General features: G+C 52.5%; 17 protein-coding genes and 1 tRNA gene. 11 read left to right on the forward strand and 7 right to left on the reverse strand.

Annotated features, from left to right (window positions below; genetic code table 11):
- Window positions 1-11: 11 nt before the first annotated feature.
- Window positions 12-740 (reverse strand): hypothetical protein, encoded by a 729-nt coding sequence (locus tag EL633_RS18605; protein WP_126628622.1) that lies wholly within the window; start codon window positions 738-740, stop codon window positions 12-14.
- A gap of 66 nt (window positions 741-806) precedes the next feature.
- Window positions 807-2,015 (reverse strand): MFS transporter, encoded by a 1,209-nt coding sequence (locus EL633_RS18610; protein ID WP_126628623.1) that lies wholly within the window; start codon window positions 2,013-2,015, stop codon window positions 807-809.
- A gap of 457 nt (window positions 2,016-2,472) precedes the next feature.
- Between EL633_RS18610 and EL633_RS18615 the strand changes: the two genes are divergently transcribed.
- From EL633_RS18615 to EL633_RS18645, 8 genes are all read left to right on the forward strand, one after another.
- On the forward strand, window positions 2,473-2,691 hold the full coding sequence (locus EL633_RS18615) for a hypothetical protein (protein ID WP_126628624.1): 219 nt from the start codon (window positions 2,473-2,475) through the stop codon (window positions 2,689-2,691).
- Between the two features lie 368 nt (window positions 2,692-3,059).
- Window positions 3,060-3,139: transfer RNA gene (locus tag EL633_RS36615), tRNA-Arg, on the forward strand.
- Between the two features lie 329 nt (window positions 3,140-3,468).
- Complete coding sequence (locus EL633_RS18620) at window positions 3,469-4,941, forward strand: vWA domain-containing protein (protein WP_126628625.1); 1,473 nt, start codon at window positions 3,469-3,471, stop codon at window positions 4,939-4,941.
- 71 nt (window positions 4,942-5,012) lie between these two features.
- Window positions 5,013-5,684, forward strand: a complete 672-nt coding sequence (locus EL633_RS18625) for an HAD family hydrolase (RefSeq protein ID WP_126628626.1) — start codon at window positions 5,013-5,015, stop codon at window positions 5,682-5,684.
- Between the two features lie 97 nt (window positions 5,685-5,781).
- Window positions 5,782-6,558, forward strand: a complete 777-nt coding sequence (locus EL633_RS18630; protein ID WP_161982246.1) for a vWA domain-containing protein — start codon at window positions 5,782-5,784, stop codon at window positions 6,556-6,558.
- A gap of 21 nt (window positions 6,559-6,579) precedes the next feature.
- The gene (locus tag EL633_RS18635) at window positions 6,580-7,572 is read left to right on the forward strand and encodes a hypothetical protein (protein ID WP_126628628.1); all 993 of its coding nucleotides are present in this window, start codon (window positions 6,580-6,582) and stop codon (window positions 7,570-7,572) included.
- Window positions 7,573-7,728: 156 nt separating this feature from the next.
- Window positions 7,729-8,250, forward strand: coding sequence for a ThiF family adenylyltransferase (locus EL633_RS38185; protein ID WP_371865563.1), 522 nt, complete (start codon window positions 7,729-7,731; stop codon window positions 8,248-8,250).
- Between the two features lie 407 nt (window positions 8,251-8,657).
- Window positions 8,658-9,173, forward strand: coding sequence for a hypothetical protein (locus EL633_RS18645; protein ID WP_126628630.1), 516 nt, complete (start codon window positions 8,658-8,660; stop codon window positions 9,171-9,173).
- A 311-nt stretch (window positions 9,174-9,484) separates the two neighbouring features.
- Here the strand turns inward: EL633_RS18645 and EL633_RS18650 are convergent, their stop codons facing one another.
- Window positions 9,485-11,224, reverse strand: coding sequence for an AMP-binding protein (locus EL633_RS18650; RefSeq protein ID WP_246039168.1), 1,740 nt, complete (start codon window positions 11,222-11,224; stop codon window positions 9,485-9,487).
- A 509-nt stretch (window positions 11,225-11,733) separates the two neighbouring features.
- Here EL633_RS18650 and EL633_RS18655 point away from each other — a divergent pair.
- Window positions 11,734-12,114: a zinc-ribbon domain-containing protein gene (locus tag EL633_RS18655; RefSeq protein ID WP_126628631.1), complete on the forward strand. Its 381-nt coding sequence runs from the start codon at window positions 11,734-11,736 to the stop codon at window positions 12,112-12,114.
- Window positions 12,115-12,290: 176 nt separating this feature from the next.
- A complete protein-coding gene (locus EL633_RS18660; RefSeq protein ID WP_126628632.1) occupies window positions 12,291-13,553 on the forward strand; it encodes a WD40/YVTN/BNR-like repeat-containing protein in 1,263 nt (420 codons plus the stop codon).
- 578 nt (window positions 13,554-14,131) lie between these two features.
- On the opposite strand, the gene EL633_RS18665 is transcribed toward EL633_RS18660, so the two are convergent.
- Both EL633_RS18665 and EL633_RS18670 read right to left on the reverse strand, forming a co-directional pair.
- A complete protein-coding gene (locus EL633_RS18665; RefSeq protein ID WP_126628633.1) occupies window positions 14,132-15,049 on the reverse strand; it encodes an MBL fold metallo-hydrolase in 918 nt (305 codons plus the stop codon).
- A 30-nt stretch (window positions 15,050-15,079) separates the two neighbouring features.
- Complete coding sequence (locus EL633_RS18670; RefSeq protein WP_126628634.1) at window positions 15,080-15,538, reverse strand: hypothetical protein; 459 nt, start codon at window positions 15,536-15,538, stop codon at window positions 15,080-15,082.
- Between the two features lie 231 nt (window positions 15,539-15,769).
- Here EL633_RS18670 and EL633_RS18675 point away from each other — a divergent pair, with 231 nt between their 5' ends.
- Complete coding sequence (locus EL633_RS18675; protein ID WP_126628635.1) at window positions 15,770-16,201, forward strand: response regulator; 432 nt, start codon at window positions 15,770-15,772, stop codon at window positions 16,199-16,201.
- A 114-nt stretch (window positions 16,202-16,315) separates the two neighbouring features.
- Here EL633_RS18675 and EL633_RS37850 read toward each other — a convergent pair whose 3' ends face one another.
- Together EL633_RS37850 and EL633_RS18685 are read right to left on the reverse strand one after the other, a co-directional pair.
- On the reverse strand, window positions 16,316-16,714 hold the full coding sequence (locus EL633_RS37850; RefSeq protein ID WP_126628636.1) for a GntR family transcriptional regulator: 399 nt from the start codon (window positions 16,712-16,714) through the stop codon (window positions 16,316-16,318).
- On the reverse strand, window positions 16,711-17,727 hold the full coding sequence (locus EL633_RS18685) for a hypothetical protein (protein WP_126628637.1): 1,017 nt from the start codon (window positions 17,725-17,727) through the stop codon (window positions 16,711-16,713). Before EL633_RS18685 ends, EL633_RS37850 begins: the two co-directional genes overlap by 4 nt.
- Window positions 17,728-17,891: the final 164 nt, after the last annotated feature.

The raw sequence follows: 17,891 nt of genomic DNA on the forward strand, positions 1-17,891 counted from the left end.
GCCCTTTAGCCTTATCTTACCCATACCCGTAATGGTCCAAGTGTGGTGAAGCCAGCCTGCAGGGCTTGCATAAGGCTCTCATCTTGCTCATAGCCCACAATGGGCAGGCCTGGATAACAACTGGCTAACATAGCCACTATACCTTCCCAGTAGCTCTGAGCCTCCTGTTCGGGCGCGAAAAGATTGGAGAGGCCAACCACGCCGGTTGTCCGGTTGCCGATTGCGCCCGCCACGATCTGATCTCCCTTATATGCCGCTACAAAGCAAATGTCCGCATCAGCTAAAAGCGCCTGGCCAAAGAGCCGCTCATGCGCCGCTACCTCCGCCTGGGACCATGCCATTTCCCATTTACGTAACTCATCCTCGGACACGATTTGCTTCCATTGTAGATCGCCCTTGGTCAGATGTATGCTCGCCGTTGGCGCTGGCCGCATAATCCATTGAGCCTCAAAGAGTTGCTGAAATCCAAACGCCGCCGGGTCCAGATCGGCAAAACTATCCTTGACCGACACGCCATAAGCTTGCTTCTCCATCAGAAATGCCGCCAGTTCCGCCTGCTGAAGATTCAGGGCTGACGCGGGTGATAGCGTTACCAGATTAGGATAATAGCGCGGCGTCGGCCGTTGATGGATCCAGTATCCTTCATGGAATTCTCCCGGTAGACCATGCGCCCGGCAGATAGTATCACACCAGATGGCATTATTTTGGATTGCTAATGTTAGATACTTACTCTCATGCATATGCATATTTTTCCTCTGGTTTTCTTTCATTTTATCTTCTCATGTCATAACGACGAACCATTTCTTTTATCGGATATCAACTGGATTTGGTTGTGCGGGCACTACGTCCCAGGCCAGCGCAACCGCTATGAGCCCGATGCCCCCCATGATGCTCCAGCAGAGGAGTGGTGAGAATTCAAGTAAAATTCCGCCGAGAGCCGGTCCGAGCGCGAATCCCATACCGGTTGCGATCCAGAGGAAGCTCATATAGCTACCCCGTTGCTTTGCCGGTGCGATCTCTGCTCCAACCGTATCATAGGGAGGAGAGAAGATCATATTGCCAAAGACGAAGGCGATCAGCGGTAGCGCCAGCCAGTAAGCTGTAGTGATCACACTACATATGCCGGCCGCCACGGCTAAGATGAGGCTGCCAAGGGCCATGATGCGCCCCACTGGCACCTGTTGAAAGAGCGCGGTCAAAGGAACTTCCAGTAGAATTACGAGTAGGCTTCCGACCGCCATCAGGCCACCATAAAGTGCTGGACTTCCTCCGAATCTGGTGAGATATATGGCCATGGTTGTGGTCTGCTGGCTCATGACCAACGTGGTGCAGAAACCTGCCAGCCAGATGCGGCGAAAGGTTCGATTCTGCAATGGGGCAAGCAGTGCTCGCGGGCGACGCACAGACTGGACATCCTGTAGGGGCAGGATGATCGGCCGAGGAAACGTGAGTAGCATGAAGAGGGCAAAGAGCAATGTTGTCCCGGCGTCTGCACCAAAGAGTGGCAGAAAGGCATGGGTCGCGATCAGACCACCAACTGAGGCGCTCACCATACTCCCGATACTCATTGCCATGCGTAATAATGAAATGCTTTGCCGGCGTTGTTCTGGTGGTACTAGATCCATGACGAGCATACCCGCCAGAGGCCGCTGTGCTTCGCTGGTGATACTCCACAGGAGAATGATGATTGCTAACCAGACAAGTGAGCTGATAAACGGCATTGCTAGCAAGAAGCATGCTGAAATAAATAGGCAGCCAACAAAGATATATTTGCGTGGCAGGCGATCCGAGAATGCGCTCATTATAAGGGACGCAATGATCCCTCCAAATCCTGGCAGAGCCACGATCAGGCCCACGATTTGGGATGGCAGATGGCGTTCGCTGGTGAGATATATGGCCAGGAAGGGCAGTACCAGCATCCCTATCCGATTGAGCAGTGTTCCTGTCCATAAGAACCAGTAGGAGCGGGGAAGGACCAGAAGGTTTTTTCTCAGATAAACACGTAACGAATGCATACACCGATCTTTCTATGGGTGTGTCTTGCTCTGGTGATAGCCGTCTTTTCTCTCGCTGCGTTTCGGCAGCGTAGCAGCTCACATCTCTTTCATCGTTGGTGCAGAAATGGCGTAACCGCGCCATTTCTGCACCAACTACTACAACAAGTATGGGGGCGCCGGCGCTCCCCAGGCCCGGGTGATTGGTAGATGTATCCTGAACTAACGAAGCAGGTCGCCTATGGCTGTGCATAAAGCTTACCTGATTCAGTTTCTCAGCGCAACCGCTCTGATTCATCTATTCACGTCGCACGTTGCCGAGATTCGAACAAAAAACGCTAGAAGCCATAAATTCGTGCCAAATACCCTTGACTCATCTAAATTTATCGGTTATTATCTGTATAGACATTGAGTACTTGACAAATAGCAGTCCCTATGGGGATTGTCAACCACAGCATATTTAGGGAAGGAGATAGCCATGGCACAACTTGCACAGCAGACAGTTCACGTGCGCGTCAATGGACGCAGTGAAGAATTACCGTTCGCGCAGCTCGGTATAGCACAGAACTCGACCGATAGTCAGTTTAAAGATGCGGTCGCCCGCTATCTAGACCTTCCAACTGACTCCCTGACAGACCACGTGATCGTACGGACCACTCAGGCCATAATTATTCGCCCTGAGGCTCTCTACGGCTAAAGGCTAAAAAGAGTAGAAGCGGGTCCGGGGCGTACTCCAACTGGGAGGGCTTACATACGACTTGGGATCGTTTTTTTGTGCCCTCACGACATGTACGTCCCGGCTTGCGCTCAACACACAAGCATAAGAAAAATATTTCTGCTCTGTACCCTGACACAATAAACATACAAACTGGTTTTCCTGTCCTTTCAGGAAACGTTGGTTCGATCCCAACACCTCTCCTCTCACGAGGAACTCACCGTCCTTCGGGACACTTGTTCATTGGATTTGTACAGAGCAGGCTTATCAATCGCGTAAGCGGCGTTGACGCTTGTTTTTCAATAGCCGACCAGATCTTTTTTCTTTACAACATGTCTTTTTTTGGCTGGGGCGCGCTCTCACGGTAAGAGCTTACAAACTTTTCGGACTTCTAATCCGGTGGTCGCAGGTTCGAATCCTGTCGGGGTCTCATGACCCCGTAGCTCAGTGGTAGAGCACCTGTTTTCACAGCTCCTGCAACTCGCGCGCCCTGGCCTGGAAATATAATTGCCTGTACCAGTCTGTCCTGTGCTCCCATCAGAAGAGCGTACATACGTTTACCTTTTCTCCTTTAACTTCTGGTTTGGATGCGGGTCGAATCCTGGGCTCTGATCCTGGTTGTAGCCATCATGCGTATGGTGCCGGCAGAGCAGCCCGCTCTTTTTACTTGCACAGGACAGGCTTTTTTTGTTCTTTGATTGTTTGCTTGAAAAAAACTTGCATATGGCCCTTGCGGCTTTGTGCCCCTATGGTGATGCGATGACACAGAAGCCCCCTGATGAGCTGGATGTGCGTGTTTCGATCCTCAATTCGTTTCTGACCACACCGCACCGTAAAATTGAAGAGCTCGCGCCGCTGCACACGAGCGCGCTTGAGCATGATCCTCTTTTCTATAGCCACCTGGCTGCCTGGTACTTCGCTAAAGGCGAGGTGCGCGACCATAAGCTGCTCTTCGTAGCGCACCTGGCGACCTGTGAATATCCGGAGTTCCGTGAGGGTGCCTGGATGTTGCTGCAGAAGCTGGCACCATACGAGGTGTCCCGCGCACTAGATCATACGAAAAAGGTCATCGGCAAGACGCCACGTTCATTTAAGGGGGCGATCGCGCATTACCTGCAGACGCGTGAGGAGAATCCACGCCAGTTTGATGGCGCCGCCCTGCGTGCGCGTAACGATTTGAAGCATCTCTATGCTAGCTTGCGTATCAAGCCGGGACCGCGCGCGCAGGCGATCCTGTTTGATGAGCAGCCGCCCGTCGATAGTCCGCTCTTTGCGCTCAAGAAGCTGGCCCGCGCCAGCACGTCCGAGGAGCAGGCGCGTATCATCATGGACAACAAGATTCCCTATACGACGGTGGTGGGTGCCCTCAAGCAGATTACGCCGGTCATTCTGGTGGCGCTGATCAGCTCGATGTCGCCGCAGGAAGTTATCAACAACATGGCCTCACTCAAGAAGCGTGGCGCCATGGATCATCCTGAGGTCAAGTCCTTGATCGACGAGAAGTTGCAGGCGGCCAAAACCGATCAGCGCGTCTCGACGATGAAGGCGAAAAAGGCTATCCAGTCGGCCCAACTGGACGCTGAGACAGAGCGTACTCTGACGGAGGTAATGGACCAGCGGGTAGCGGCTAAAGTTGAGATCAAGCGTCCTACGGCCCTGTTTGTGGATAAGAGTAGCTCAATGTCTGACGCGATTACGGTTGCCAAACAGCTGGCCGGTCTGATCAGTGCCGTAACCACGGCCGACTTCTTTGTCTATGCCTTTGATTCGGCGGCCTTTGAGATCAAGGCTCCTGTTACCACCAACAAGCGTGCAACCTTGAGCGATTGGGAGAAGTCTTTCCAGTTTATCAAGGCCAGTGGAACCACCTCGATCGGGGTGGCTCTGGCCCAGATGACGAAGAAGAAGCAGTATGTAGAGCAGATCCTGATTGTGACCGATGAAGGTGAAAACTGTGCACCTTACCTGGGCGATGCCTGGGTGGCTTATCGGGATGCTTTGAAAGCTACACCTGCAGTCATCACCGTCCAGGTTGGTGGAACCTATGAGCACTTTGCCAAAAGCCTGCAGGATCGCGGCATTGAGCTGACCCGCTATCGCTTTGACGGTGACTACTACTCGCTGCCAAACGTGCTGGAGCTCCTGGCCCAGCCGTCGCGAGCCGAGCTCGTCGAACTGGTCATGAGCTATGAACTACCCAGGCGTCCGGTCCTTGTACCTCACGGCGCGTAGCTAACCCATCAGACACAGGAGAAATGCATGCGCTTTTCTCCTGTTGTTGATCATTTGGAGGCCGTATCAAGATGATCCAGGCATTGATCCTTGATTTTGATGGTCTTATTATTGAGACAGAACTGCCAGATTTTCAATCCTGGCAAGAACTCTATCACCAGTATGGAGAAACATTATCCCTGGATAGCTGGCTTCCTTTGATTGGGACCGGTAGTTCAGCGCGCACGTTTCATCCACACGATCATTTAGAAGCTCAGCTTGGACGCTCCCTTGATCGTGCGCAGATTCGTGTACAGCGCAGACGCCGCTATGCTGAACTGGTTGCTGCACAGCCGCTCCTACCTGGAGTGGAAGCGCTCATTCTGGCTGCCAAACACGCTGGTTTAAAGCTCGCGGTCGCCTCAAGTTCATCCCGAGAGTGGGTCGTCGGCCATCTCGTGCAGCGAGAACTCGAAGCATACTTTGACTGTATTGTCTGTGGAGATGAAGTTGTGCATGCCAAGCCATTTCCTGATGTATATCAAGCCGTCTTAACCCAACTACATCTTCAGGCCAATCAAGCCATCGCATTCGAGGATTCTCCCAATGGATTACAAGCTGCCAGACAGGCTGGCATTTTCTGTGTGGTGGTCCCTAATCCTCTGACGCAAGGTTATCCTTTCGAGCAGGCAAACTTACGCCTCAATTCGCTCTTAGAGCTATCATTAGCCGCCTTGCTCAAATCTTTTTCTGCTGCTAAATAGTGGAGTAGAGATCTTGTTGCAGGCACAACTGTACGTATTTGCGTGGCGCTACCAGGGGTTCCAGATGTGGATGTATAGAAAGCAGAAGGTTATTTCTATGGATGCAGAGCTCAATCAGGTTGACCTGGCTTTTGTGGTCGATACCACAGGCAGCATGGGCCCATTAATCAGGGCGGCGCGCCAGCAAATGGTGGATATGCTACGTCAACTGGCGAGTGCCGCCGATATTCGTTTGCAATTAGGGATTGTTGAGTATCGCGATCATCCGCCGCAGGCGAAGATTGTCTATCGTGTGTATCCCTTTACCGCCGATCTTGCACAGGCCCAGCAAACAATCGAGTCATTGCAAGCTGATGAAGGTGGTGATGCGCCAGAGGCGGTCCTGGATGGGATTGTGGCTGCCTGCCGTGAGTTATCCTGGCGCCCACATGCTCTACGCCTGCTGATCCTGGTTGGGGATGCTCCACCGCATGGTGTTGGCTCGGCTGGAGATTCTTTTGCGGCTGGCTGTCCGTGTGGCGAGACTGTTCTGAGTGTCACACGTCATGCGGAGGAGGGGCGTATCACTATCCATGCTCTTGGTTTGACTTCCGATACTAACGCATCCTTTGGGGAGATCAGCACACTGACTGGTGGCCGTTTCTTTGAGTCAAAGCAGGCCCAAAAGGCGATCGAGCATATCGCGGAACTACTTCAGATGGAGTTTGCTGCTCTGGAGCTGGACCGGCAGGTTCTGGCCCAGTATCATGATTTATCAGAACTGGATGTTGAGGCCCTGGCTCAACGCCTGGATGTGCCATATCATGTGGCTTCAAACTCGCTGCTTCGCCTGCTGTCGCGTGACTTGATTGAGGTTCCTGTGTTGGAAGCATAAAGAATTTAGGGAATATAAAGGATGCCTGATAAACGTAAGAAGCGTCCAGTAACGGGGAAAGTGGATCCACGTGAGCTGATTGCTCGCCTGGGACAGCAGAGCCAGCGCTTGCTTGAGCGTGAGTTGGTGGCGCCATTGCTGCGCGGCGGCCGTATCCGTACGCGGGTGGATGGTCTGGTGTATGAGTTTCGTGTACGTGAGCGTTTCCAGGGCTGGGGTCGCTTCCGTCCTGGTAGTGAGCATGAGGCAAGTCTGATCGAGGAGGCTCTACCCTGGGAACGTGGTACCTACCTTGAGGTCTTTCCGGTTCTGCGTATGTTGCTGCTCTGGCCCGACAGTAGTGGTGCCCCACCCGGAACCTGGCTGGCGCTTCCCTATAATGAGAGCGATGCCCGTCAGCGCTTTGGCTTACCCATGGAGCCTCTACGTGTCTATCTCTGTGATCCCACCGCTGGCGCTGAGCGCTTCGAGCGCATTACCGTCCGTGTAGATGGTCGTGCCCTCTGGTTTGAAGGTCCCGATCTGCTGGCCGACCCTCAACACGCCGAGTGGCTACGCGCCGCCACGGCCCAGCCTGCGAGTCGTCAGCCCTTCCTATCTGGTCTGGCATCCTCTGAACGTCACGCGTTCCTGCTCTGGAATATCCATCAACTGGAAGGCCAGTTGCCTGCTACTCTGCAGCATCCACCCCTCCGGCGCGACGAGCAGCGTGACTGGCTAAAGGCTCAAGTACGCCAGCAGGATCTACAGGAGCGGTTGCGCTATGAGCTCGCTAAAGCTGACGCCACGCTCCACAGCTATAGCGAAGTGCCCGCCGCCGATGGCTCTATCAGCCAGCTTGTCGTAGAATGGAGTGAGCACGGACAACTCCATCGCTACCGCTCCGTGCTGGATCCACAGCTTACCGTTGTCTCCAGTGGTATCTGCTTGAGCGGTGAAGACAACAAATTTGACCTGACCAGCCTGGTAAATGTCATGACCACATCGCCTGATTGGGCGGCCGATGATTATTAGCAAGAGGACTAACCGATGAGCCAACACAATCTGAATCCCCAGAGCCCTTTCTTCCACGAGGAGCGCCACGCTACGCTGGCTCCCTATGTTGGACAGTTAATCACCATCTGCGGGGCCGGCACGCTCGGTGCCAACCTCGGCGAGACCCTGGCCCGCATGGGTTTTACCCGTCTGCGTGTCATCGACAAGGATCGTATCGAAGCCCGCAACCTCTCTGGCCAGCCCTATAGCCGAGCCGAAGTAGGCGCGCCCAAAGCGCGTGCGCTGGCCAACCTCCTCTACCGAGCCGTCCAGACCAGAGTCGAGCCCCAGGCCATTGAATTGACCGCCAGCAATGCCTCCCAACTGCTGGCAGGTAGCGTCCTGGTCATCGACGCCTTTGACAACGCCCCCTCGCGCGCCATCGTCAGCCAGACCACACGGGACGCTGGCCTCCCCTGCCTGCACATCGGCTTCAGTCCCGATGGCCTCTATGGCAACGGCATCTGGGAGCCCAACTACCAGATCCCCCAATATATCCCTGGCGACCCCTGCGACTACCCGCTCACCCGGCCCCTCGCCCTCGCCCTCACCTCCCTGGCCGCCCGCGCCATCACCGACTACCTGCGCCACGGCCAGACCCACCACTTCGAACTCACCTGGTCCGACCTCAAAATCCACTACCACCCCCAAATATAGTACACAAAAGAGAATGAACAAGAAATAACAGCAGTAGCGGCAGGGCTCGTCCCTGCGAACCTCCCCCATCGAGCGGAGCCGCACACACCATGAGGATACGTACCTGCCAGCCTCCCATTACAACTATCTCGGTCCACCTTCCTCTGTGACCTTATGTTCTCCTCATTAACGTAGGGGGAGGTGGGCGGAGATAATCACTGAGCGAGACGTGAAAGAAGGTGGAATCCGGTTGCGGTCGGCTATGCACGTAAAGGGAGGTTCGCAGGGACGAGCCCTGCCGCTACTGCTGTTATTTCTTGTTCGTTTTTTTATATTTGCGGAAAATTTAATATATTGAAATAAATATTTTTGTGTGTTACGCTACCTCTATGTTATAAAAAGTATTACAGCTGTACAGGAGTTGTCCTATGTTGAGAAGGACCTTGACGTATCGGACCATTTTGCGTGTTTTGGGCATCGCATTTGTGATCCTGGGTATGTATTGGACTGTCCAGGCTATCTTTTTCTTCAGTAATTCAGCTGGCTCTCTATCATTGCTTCTGTTCGACATAGTAGCGTATCGTATTGCATTGATCGGGGATTGGTATAGCTTCTTCCACTTCGGCGGCGTCTTAACCTATTATGGCGTCGGTATTCTATTCCTTGGTATAAGTACAGAGAAGGTCGGCATTTCTTATATCAGTTTGCATCTCTCCATATGGTTGATCGGCATCAATACATGGTACCAATCCGCTGGCCCCTTTGGCTCCAATCTCTTTGGCGTGATCACTGCCCCCGATAATTTTTTCTGGGCTATCATGACAGTATTGTGTTCATTACTACTATTGATCCTGTATGTACCCACTACACGGCTGCTCAATAAAATATATAATCCTCAACCCCCGGCGTTAGCATCTGTCCTCAATAGAGAAGTAGTCCAATGATAACCATATGAACTCAGCAGTAGTTTTCGGCACCCGCGACACAAAAGCAACATATTGCCAATTGATTTGACTCATAGGAACCCATATTTTTAGTGCGCAGATCAATCGATCTGCGCACCAGATATAGATCAAGTCTTTAATTATAGCGAGGATATGGCACTCGTCTATTCGTCGTCTACAATCACAGTAGAGCTACACCTTTTGTTATTGCTGCTTCAATTCCAATCGCCTCAAAGTAGCAGCTTTTTGATCGTACATCCAGTCCACAACCAGGCTAGCATCTGCATTCTTGAATGAGCTCTGGCGACGTACTATGCCGTTTGTGTTGAAGATGCGTCTTGCAGCCCCAGTTCATCGATAGAGGTCTGGCGCATTAGATACTTTTGGATCTTGCCCGTCACGGTCATTGGATATTCCTGGGTGAAACGGATGTAACGTGGAATCTTATAGTGCGCGATCTGCTCCTGGCAATATGCCCTGACCTCATCTTCACTGAGTTGTGCGCCGTCCCGGACCTTGATCCAGGCGACAATGGCCTCTCCATATTTGGGGTCAGGTACACCGATGACTTGCACATCGGCGATACTGGGATGGGTATATAAAAACTCTTCGATTTCACGTGGATAGACGTTTTCGCCGCCGCGAATGATCATGTCCTTGATGCGACCGACGATATTTACATAGCCCTCTCCATCCATGGTTGCCAGGTCGCCGGTATGCATCCAGCGCGCCTGGTCGATGGCGGCGGCGGTAGCTTCAGGATTATTCCAGTAGCCGAGCATGACGCTATAGCCACGTGTACAGAGCTCGCCTGTATTGCCCAGTGGCACGATCTGGCCGCTGGCGGGATCGATAATTTTGATCTCCAGGTGTGGTCCTACTTTGCCAACGGTGCTGACGCGTTTCTCAAGTGGGGTGTCGAGGGTGGATTGACAACTTACCGGTGCGGTCTCGGTCATGCCATAGCAGATCTCGGTGTCCTGCATATGCATTAATTGGATGACGCGTTTCATGACCTCAATGGGACATGGTGAGCCCGCCATGACGCCGGTACGCAGGCTGCTGAGGTTAAATTTATTGAATTCAGGATGGTTGAGCTCGGCGATAAACATGGTGGGGACTCCATAGAGTGCGGTACATTGTTCTTCCTGGACGGTTTGCAGGACGGCGAGTGGATCAAAGACTGCTGATGGATAGACCATGGCGGCCCCATGGGTGATGCAGCCGAGGTTTCCCATGACCATGCCGAAGCAGTGGTAGAGCGGTACAGGAATACACAATGTATCTTCATGGGTCAATTTCTGTAGTTCAGCCACAAAGTAGCCGTTGTTGAGGATATTATGATGGCTCAGCGTGGCTCCTTTGGGATAGCCAGTGGTGCCACTTGTGTATTGAATGTTAATTGGATCATCAAATTCTTGCTCACGCTGGCGTGCGGCCAGTGCCGCGTCGTCCACGTGCTCGCCCTGCGCCATCAACTCGTCCCAGGTCAGCATGCCCGTCTGCTTTTCTGGTCCCAGGCGTACGATGTGTGTGAGTTGTGGTAAGCGGGAGGACTGGATCTGTCCGTTCGTGCCATCTGTAAGTTCGGGGAGCAGTTCCAGGATCATCTCGGTGTAATGTGAGCTCTTGAAGTCAGCGGCCAGAATCAGCATGCTACAGCCTGAGTCTTTGAGTCCATATTCAATTTCGTGCAGGCGATAAGCGGGATTCAGGTTGACCAGGATGGCCCCGATTTTGCTGGTGGCGAATTGGATGATGCACCATTCTGCGCAGTTAGGTGCCCATATGCCGACGCGTTGTCCCTTCTGGATGCCCATCTCCATCAAGGCTTTGGCGCATAGGTTGACCTGATGTTGCAGTTCACGGTAGCTCAGGCGTATCTCCTGGTGGCGCACAATCAGGGCTGGCCGCTCTGGATATTTGGCCACCGTCTGATCAAACATATCACCGATTGTCACTCCGAGCAACGGAATAGGGCCGGTGGCGCTGGCGTAGCTCCAGCGTAATGTGCTCGCTTCAGGGAAGGCTGGCTCTTGCATCTTATTCATCAAAAACTCCCTTGAAATTGATGCTGTAGACCACACTCAAATAATGCACGTCCTGTAGTGTAGCGTACTGGATCGTTGCCCAAAAATCAAGCTGCCCGCATATTTCCTGCCCGCCACACGCCGGACTGTACTATCTTCCCTATAGAGGCCGTTTTACGGGACTTAAGGCCTGTGAGGTTGTATAATGGAGCTAACGTAGCAGCGGAAACGTATTCTAAAGAGGATGTCCGCTTTTCTGGCGAATGCCATCTTTCTCAGTCAGACTTGACAGGTGTTTTATCGTAGAAGACGAACTTTCGTGATTGGCGCTTGACGATACATTTCTTGATCCCTGTGCGTCATTGGATATTCCGATCGGTACTGTATTCTATCTCTATCTCCATTCTCGTTCATTATCATTATGGAGAGAGGATTCTTGTTGTTCTGGTATTATAGATAGAGCGACCGATATATACATACTCACACGTAACTATACTATGAGCGAGCGCATTTATTGGAGGAATTTACTTATGCAATGTCCTAATTGTCATGCCAGATACGCAGAGGATGATCAGTATTGCCAGAATTGCGGTGCCGATCTGACCAGGAAATCTACTAGTCTTGTTCCCTTACAATCGAATTTGCCATCGCTTATTTATAATTCTCCGGTGCCACGTAATGTCGCGGCCAGCGTGGGAGCCTTGGCGGTCGGTGTGGGTATTGAGCTGTTACGCCGTAACCTGCTGGCTCGCTTGCAGCCAGATCGACGCGGTATTGAGCGTGCTCTGCCAGCGTTAGGTGATATGAAGGATCTGGCTTTCCCACAAAAGAAAACGACGAAATTGCCCAAGGGCTATGAAATCGAAGAGACCGTTATTGCCGTACGGCGCGTTATCCGTCGAACACGCTAGCTGATTGAATAATCTGGCGCCGCACCTCGTGATGCAAACAATTTTTTCGTCATGAGGTGCGGCGCCTTTTTTTGGTCTATCCCGCATAGCTGCATCTTGCCGCGATATGCTATGATGATTTCAATCGATTCACTAGAGCAAGCTTTCATGATCCACTATCAAGGATACTATAAAATATGTATTGGCTGGTAACAAAATCTCGTGCTGCCCGCATCCTTCCTCTGGGCGGTATTTTTCTTGTATTCATGGTCCTCTTATCTGCCTGTGGTAGCGATACGGGTATTTTTAGTGCTGGCGGCACCTGGCAGCAGGCGGGTATTAGTGGCCAGCGTTTTCTCTCACTGACCGCCGATCCCACGACACCCAAACATATGTATGCCGGCACGAAGCAGGGGGCGATTTTTGTCAGTCTGGATGGTGGAGATCACTGGGCACGCACGAAAGCTGATCTGCCTCGGCCCGCTGCGGTGCATGCGCTGAACTTTGGTGTCTCTGGCAAGCAACTCTATGCCGCTACAGATAGTGGTCTCTGGGTGAGTAGCAATGCTGGCCAGCAGTGGAGCGCGGTTGCTGGTCTGCCACAGGATGGTTATACGGCGCTGGCCTTTGATCTGAAAACAGCCAGTAATCTCTTTCTGGGTAGCGCGACCCATGGTGTCTATCGCTCCAGCGACGCCGGAAAATCCTGGACTCTGGTCTCACAGGGCTTGCCCGCCAATGCCAGGATCAATGGTCTGAGCTATGATACTGACCAGCACCAACTCTGGAGCGCGACAACGGCTGGTGTCTATCGCAGCGATAACCAGGGAACATCCTGGAAATCCTTCAGTCAGGGACTGCCTACCACCGCGCAGACCAACGTAGTTGTGCCTGCTCTACTGAACGGTGGCGACCATCTACGCGTCTATGCCGGTACGGACCAGGGATTCTTTATTTCAGAGGATAATGGGGCCCACTGGAAGAGTGGACGTGACACGCTCTCCGCTGTGCCTGTAACCTCGATCCTGCTGGATTTCCATTCCTCGGATGCGCGTAAACTCTATGTTGGCACTGGCGCGGGCACATTGCGCAGTAGCGATGCCGGCGAGACCTGGCAGGCCGTGGCCCCAGGACTCCCCCGAGGCATTACGGTTGAGGCGTTGGGACTGGGCGGAGAGGGCTATAAAGAGGTGGTGGTGGCCATGACCGATCTCTATATCTATCCTGGCATCAGCAGTGGCGGTGGTGGTGGTGGCTCCAACCTTATCCCGATCGTACTCTTTGTCGCATTCTTTGGCCTGCTCTACTACATGACCCAGGGCCGTCGCAAACGCCGGCTACTCGCGGCCTCAACCCGCAAACCCCTTACCGCCGAGCAGCCAGACGCGGCTCCACCCACCGAAAAACCATCCGCCACCACGCCCTCGGACGCCTCCCGTGACCCCGATGCCAACCCGTAACTTCGACGTGTGGCGCCAACGTTCATATGCTGAGTGCGGCACGACGTGTGGGCCAGCATTGCGTCCGTCGAGTGAGTTCATGAGCCGGCATTTCGTACGTGGAGTGGGGTCATAAGCCGGCATTTCGTACGTGGAGTGGGCGCCACACGCAAGGCCGCACTGCTGAGTTTACGTGGGCGAACGTGTTAGAACGACTCGCAGTGCTGTGGCGCCTACACGAATCATGGTGGATGTTGCCTGATCATATTGGAACGTGTGTGAGGCAATATCCCATTATTGCCGTCCCTTGACGAGCAAGATCACCCATCATAATCATGATCGCCCACCAAAACGTTCCGGAGCGACCATGCCTGAAGAACCAAGATTGGTGTAGGCGCCACAGGCATGCGATGCTCTCTTAACATGTATCGCCCTTGATCATGCCGCATGCCGGCCTCGCGTGTGGCGCCCACTCGACGTACGAAATGCCGGTTCATGACCTATTCGACGTCCGCTCGGCTGGCCCCACACGTCGTGGCGCCCACGCGACGTATGATTGGCCCACTCTTCACGTCATCCCATCTAGTTTATGTAATCGATCACGCTGGTTTTTCTGAAGCGAGCTTTTCAAGGATACGCAGGATATTCTGCTCATGGGTCTGGCGGTAAAATTCGTGGTCGATCTCTTGTTTTGTCTGGCCGATGATTTCTTCATAGGGGTACGCAATCAGCTGAGAGGGATGGGCCAGCTCGCTTTCCTCTGGCTGTCGGGTTGCTAGTAGGTTGCGACAGCGCTCTTCGATGGTGTGCAGGTAAGCAAGATTCTCGTCCAGGATGTCAGGGTGGCTGGTCTGGCCGTGTGAACAGAGGACCTGGAGTGGTTGAAGCGCGCGTAACTGCTCCAGTGAGTTCCGCATGGCGTCTACGCTGTGCTGGCCCTCGATAGTGGGTAGTGGCCATTCGGCGGCATCAAAGGCTAGCAGGAGTTTGAGCTCGGGTAGCCAGAGCGAGCAGTGGTCGGCACTATGTCCCGGTGTGGCCAGCAGTTCCAGTTTCAGGTTGCCGCCATCGATGGGGAGCGACTGCTCAAATGTCAGCAAGGGAGGGACGATGCGCACCTGTTTGAATAAAGGAAAGTGTGCTTGATAGTTCTTCAGCAGCGTCTGGTTCTCTGTAGCCTGCATCCGTGCAGCGCACAGGGCCTGTCCAATTAGCAGTAACTTATGCGGGCTATCCGCGAAATAGCTATTACCCCACACATGGTCCCAGTCTGCATGGCTATTGATCACCACCAGTTCACGGCCAGCCAGACGGTCCTGGACCTGATTCAGCATCCATTGTGCATCCTCTGGACAGAGCAGGGTGTCGCAGACGATCAGAAAAATGTCTGTGACAATCACATAGGCATCGACCTGCAACTGCCCAAACTCGTCGGGCGCGGAGAAGAGGCGCCTGAAGACATGTATTCGCTCATCCAGTCCCAGATCCGGTACTTGAAAAATGGTGTCTTTGTGCATCCAGACAGACCGCCTCTCTCAGGCTACATCTTAGTGATGCAGCGAACCAATAAATGTCACGGCGAGATAGAGAAGATAGACGAGTACGCAGACCATGATGCAGGCTACATAGCACGTAATATTCCAGGCTCGTTTATTATTCAGGGCCTGACGCAACTGCTCCGCCATATCCGGAGGATCAAGTTCCAGATCAGGACAGAGCTCCGTCAATTTGGGCAACATTTCACGAAAATCTCTGGCATTCGTCATACCTTCAGCAAGTATAACGGTTGAGTCATCATCCATATCAGCCATCAAGACTAATTTGGAGGGCGTTGGCTCACCCGGCATCAGTGTCAGACGGCGTAGGGCCTCTAATTGCACCCGCAGTTCCTGGTCCTCTTCTATGCCGGTCACGACCAGTTCGTCGTAGTATAGCTGTATTTCTTTACCCATGCCGAAGCGCACGACGCTGATTGGAAGTTTGCGCTTGTTCTCGTTTTCACTCATATGTTGTTCCGTTTTTTCTTTAATTAAAAGTATTCAGATAGATTGTACACTAACTTCAATTGCCCGTCGAGTAAAACAGATAGTGAGCGTGCTGCGCGTGGCATAAATAAAGAAAAGTAGCGAATGTGGCTAGCCGAGATGGGGGGGAGGCCATAGATATCCTTGACAGGCTTGTATAGAAGCATTAGAATTTGGACCAAATGTGATCCAGACAAGGAATACTAAGATTTTATGGTTCAGGTAGGTTTACTTGAAGATAATGCACGTATCGCAAAACTATGCGCTACGATGCTACAATATGCAGGTCATCATGTTACTGTGTATGAACACCCGCGTGAGTGCCTGGATGCGCTTTTAACAGAAGTGGTAGGCCGTCACGTAGTGTCATCTCGTTCAGTTATGACCAGGCAGTCTGCGACCCTGCCCATTGATGTGCTGATTCTAGATTTGCATCTACCCGACATCACGGGCATCGACGTGTTGCACTCCTTGCGCGCCGATCCGCGCACCCGATCCTTACCGCTGATCTTCTGTACTGCCGCCACGCCGACTGAAGTGGCCAGTGCACTCACTATTGCGCCCCAGGGCCGTTTTATCGAGAAACCGTTCACTTACCAGGAACTGGTAGCAGCCATTGACAGCGTCCTGCATAGCACTCATTAGCTTTCAGGATGGTGTGTCGGATTATCCATGTATGGGTAAGAGCGAATTTTGTATCCCTGGCCGGGGTTCGCTATTGGTCGCCCAAAATCCTGACAAAGACACATGTGACCAGTGTTATTCGCGTCCTGCATCTCCCTCGTTCCATTGCCGTTCAAGCTCGTCATGGAGATCTTCCACACTGAGATCCAATTGCCGTGCGGTCACCAGTAGTTCTGCCACCATCTGTTGCAGGCGCTGCTGGCGTTCCTCTCTACTTATCAATGGTGGATGCGCTGCGACCATGATGCCTTTACGCATTGAGGTTACGACCCAGCCATTACGCTCAAGCTCCCCATAAGCGCGCACAACCGTATTTGGGGCCACCCCCAGGTCACGTGCCAGCTGGCGCACCGAGGGTAGCCGCGTTCCCGGGAGTAGCTGTGATGATGTAATCAATGTCTGGAGCTGCAAGTTAATCTGTTCATACGGAGGGACAGGACTATCCTGATTGAGAAGCAAGAGTAGTCCGCTCATTGTTCAAGCCTTGTTTGCTCAATACGTTTTGGTTGCCAGGGCCAGCCAGTATGGTTTCCTCCAAGCGGACTATAAAGCGCTGCCAGTCCACCGCCACCCACCAGGGTAAGTACAAGCACAAACATGAAAATCTCAGGCATCGTCTTGAAAGGCATGTTCCCATCCGTCCAATAGTGGGAGGCCCACAGATTACGCATGATCACGTTAATTTGTATCATGCCAAGGGAAAATACAGTTGCCAGTGCATATATTTGTACCATACTTATCACATTTGCTCGTAGCATATCATCTGCATGCTGCGATACTTTAGGATCAGCAGTGATCAGCAGGCGTGACATCCTGGTAACAATCAGCATCAAGCATTGCGCGACTATTGCTACCAGTATCATGGCGGCCGGCACGATATTAATTACCCATAGATTATTCGGTAAGGTTACTATCGAGTCATTCCACTGGACCTGCACTGCTTTTCCTATATGTGGTGCGAACAACCAGTTGAGTAGTAACGTTTCGACGACAGCCGCCAGTGGAATCCAGGGTAACAATGTCCCCTGATAATCAGACAACTGTCGCTGACGTAGTTCCGCATACGTGACCTTACGTCTGGCTACCCTGCGCAAATGCCATACCGCGAACGCCCCTCCCAGGCCGAATCCCACTACAACGTTGCTGTAAGTGATGGCTGTAAAAAACATGCCATCGTTAACATAATCGCCAATTATGGTACCAGTAGTGAGCAGCGAAAACGCTACCATAACGATCAACAACAGCAATAGGCTTATGCCTCCGCCAATAACCGTCATCGCACGCAGATAGCACCAACTCTGCTTAATCTCCTCTAGCATTTGTGGTGATGGCGAGGTGACATCACTTAAAACATGCCATCGTAACATACTCTTCCACAACTGATCGCTCGAAGCAACCGTAGAGAAGTCACGTTTAAGCCCACGCGATCCCATATACAAGAATGCCAGACTTAAGCACAAAATGACGCATATTTCTAATATACTCATCAAAGGATCCTTCCAATCTGTGTATGCCCCCACAGCAATTACATTGTTTCCTACAATCGTGTTTCTGTATTAACTATATGATACAGTTTAAAGCTATCTGTGTCAAGTCCTTGATACAGTTCAGATGTCATTCATTTTTTGCCCAGGTATGCGTCCCATAGAAA

Source organism: Dictyobacter alpinus, from assembly GCF_003967575.1.
Classification (GTDB): Bacteria; Chloroflexota; Ktedonobacteria; order Ktedonobacterales; family Ktedonobacteraceae; genus Dictyobacter; species Dictyobacter alpinus.

Bases quoted from the DNA above. Each gene is read 5' to 3' on its own strand.
- EL633_RS18660 (WP_126628632.1), top strand. From the start codon at position 12,291: ATGTATTGGCTGGTAACAAAATCTCGTGCTGCCCGCATCCTTCCTCTG.
- EL633_RS18605 (WP_126628622.1), bottom strand. From the start codon at position 740: ATGCATGAGAGTAAGTATCTAACATTAGCAATCCAAAATAATGCCATC.
- EL633_RS18650 (WP_246039168.1), bottom strand. From the start codon at position 11,224: ATGAATAAGATGCAAGAGCCAGCCTTCCCTGAAGCGAGCACATTACGC.
- EL633_RS18635 (WP_126628628.1), top strand. From the start codon at position 6,580: ATGCCTGATAAACGTAAGAAGCGTCCAGTAACGGGGAAAGTGGATCCA.
- EL633_RS18665 (WP_126628633.1), bottom strand. From the start codon at position 15,049: ATGCACAAAGACACCATTTTTCAAGTACCGGATCTGGGACTGGATGAG.
- EL633_RS18670 (WP_126628634.1), bottom strand. From the start codon at position 15,538: ATGAGTGAAAACGAGAACAAGCGCAAACTTCCAATCAGCGTCGTGCGC.
- EL633_RS18630 (WP_161982246.1), top strand. From the start codon at position 5,782: ATGGATGCAGAGCTCAATCAGGTTGACCTGGCTTTTGTGGTCGATACC.
- EL633_RS18675 (WP_126628635.1), top strand. From the start codon at position 15,770: ATGGTTCAGGTAGGTTTACTTGAAGATAATGCACGTATCGCAAAACTA.
- EL633_RS18620 (WP_126628625.1), top strand. From the start codon at position 3,469: ATGACACAGAAGCCCCCTGATGAGCTGGATGTGCGTGTTTCGATCCTC.
- EL633_RS18610 (WP_126628623.1), bottom strand. From the start codon at position 2,015: ATGCATTCGTTACGTGTTTATCTGAGAAAAAACCTTCTGGTCCTTCCC.
- EL633_RS18615 (WP_126628624.1), top strand. From the start codon at position 2,473: ATGGCACAACTTGCACAGCAGACAGTTCACGTGCGCGTCAATGGACGC.
- EL633_RS18655 (WP_126628631.1), top strand. From the start codon at position 11,734: ATGCAATGTCCTAATTGTCATGCCAGATACGCAGAGGATGATCAGTAT.
- EL633_RS18685 (WP_126628637.1), bottom strand. From the start codon at position 17,727: ATGAGTATATTAGAAATATGCGTCATTTTGTGCTTAAGTCTGGCATTC.
- EL633_RS18645 (WP_126628630.1), top strand. From the start codon at position 8,658: ATGTTGAGAAGGACCTTGACGTATCGGACCATTTTGCGTGTTTTGGGC.
- EL633_RS37850 (WP_126628636.1), bottom strand. From the start codon at position 16,714: ATGAGCGGACTACTCTTGCTTCTCAATCAGGATAGTCCTGTCCCTCCG.
- EL633_RS38185 (WP_371865563.1), top strand. From the start codon at position 7,729: ATGGGTTTTACCCGTCTGCGTGTCATCGACAAGGATCGTATCGAAGCC.
- EL633_RS18625 (WP_126628626.1), top strand. From the start codon at position 5,013: ATGATCCAGGCATTGATCCTTGATTTTGATGGTCTTATTATTGAGACA.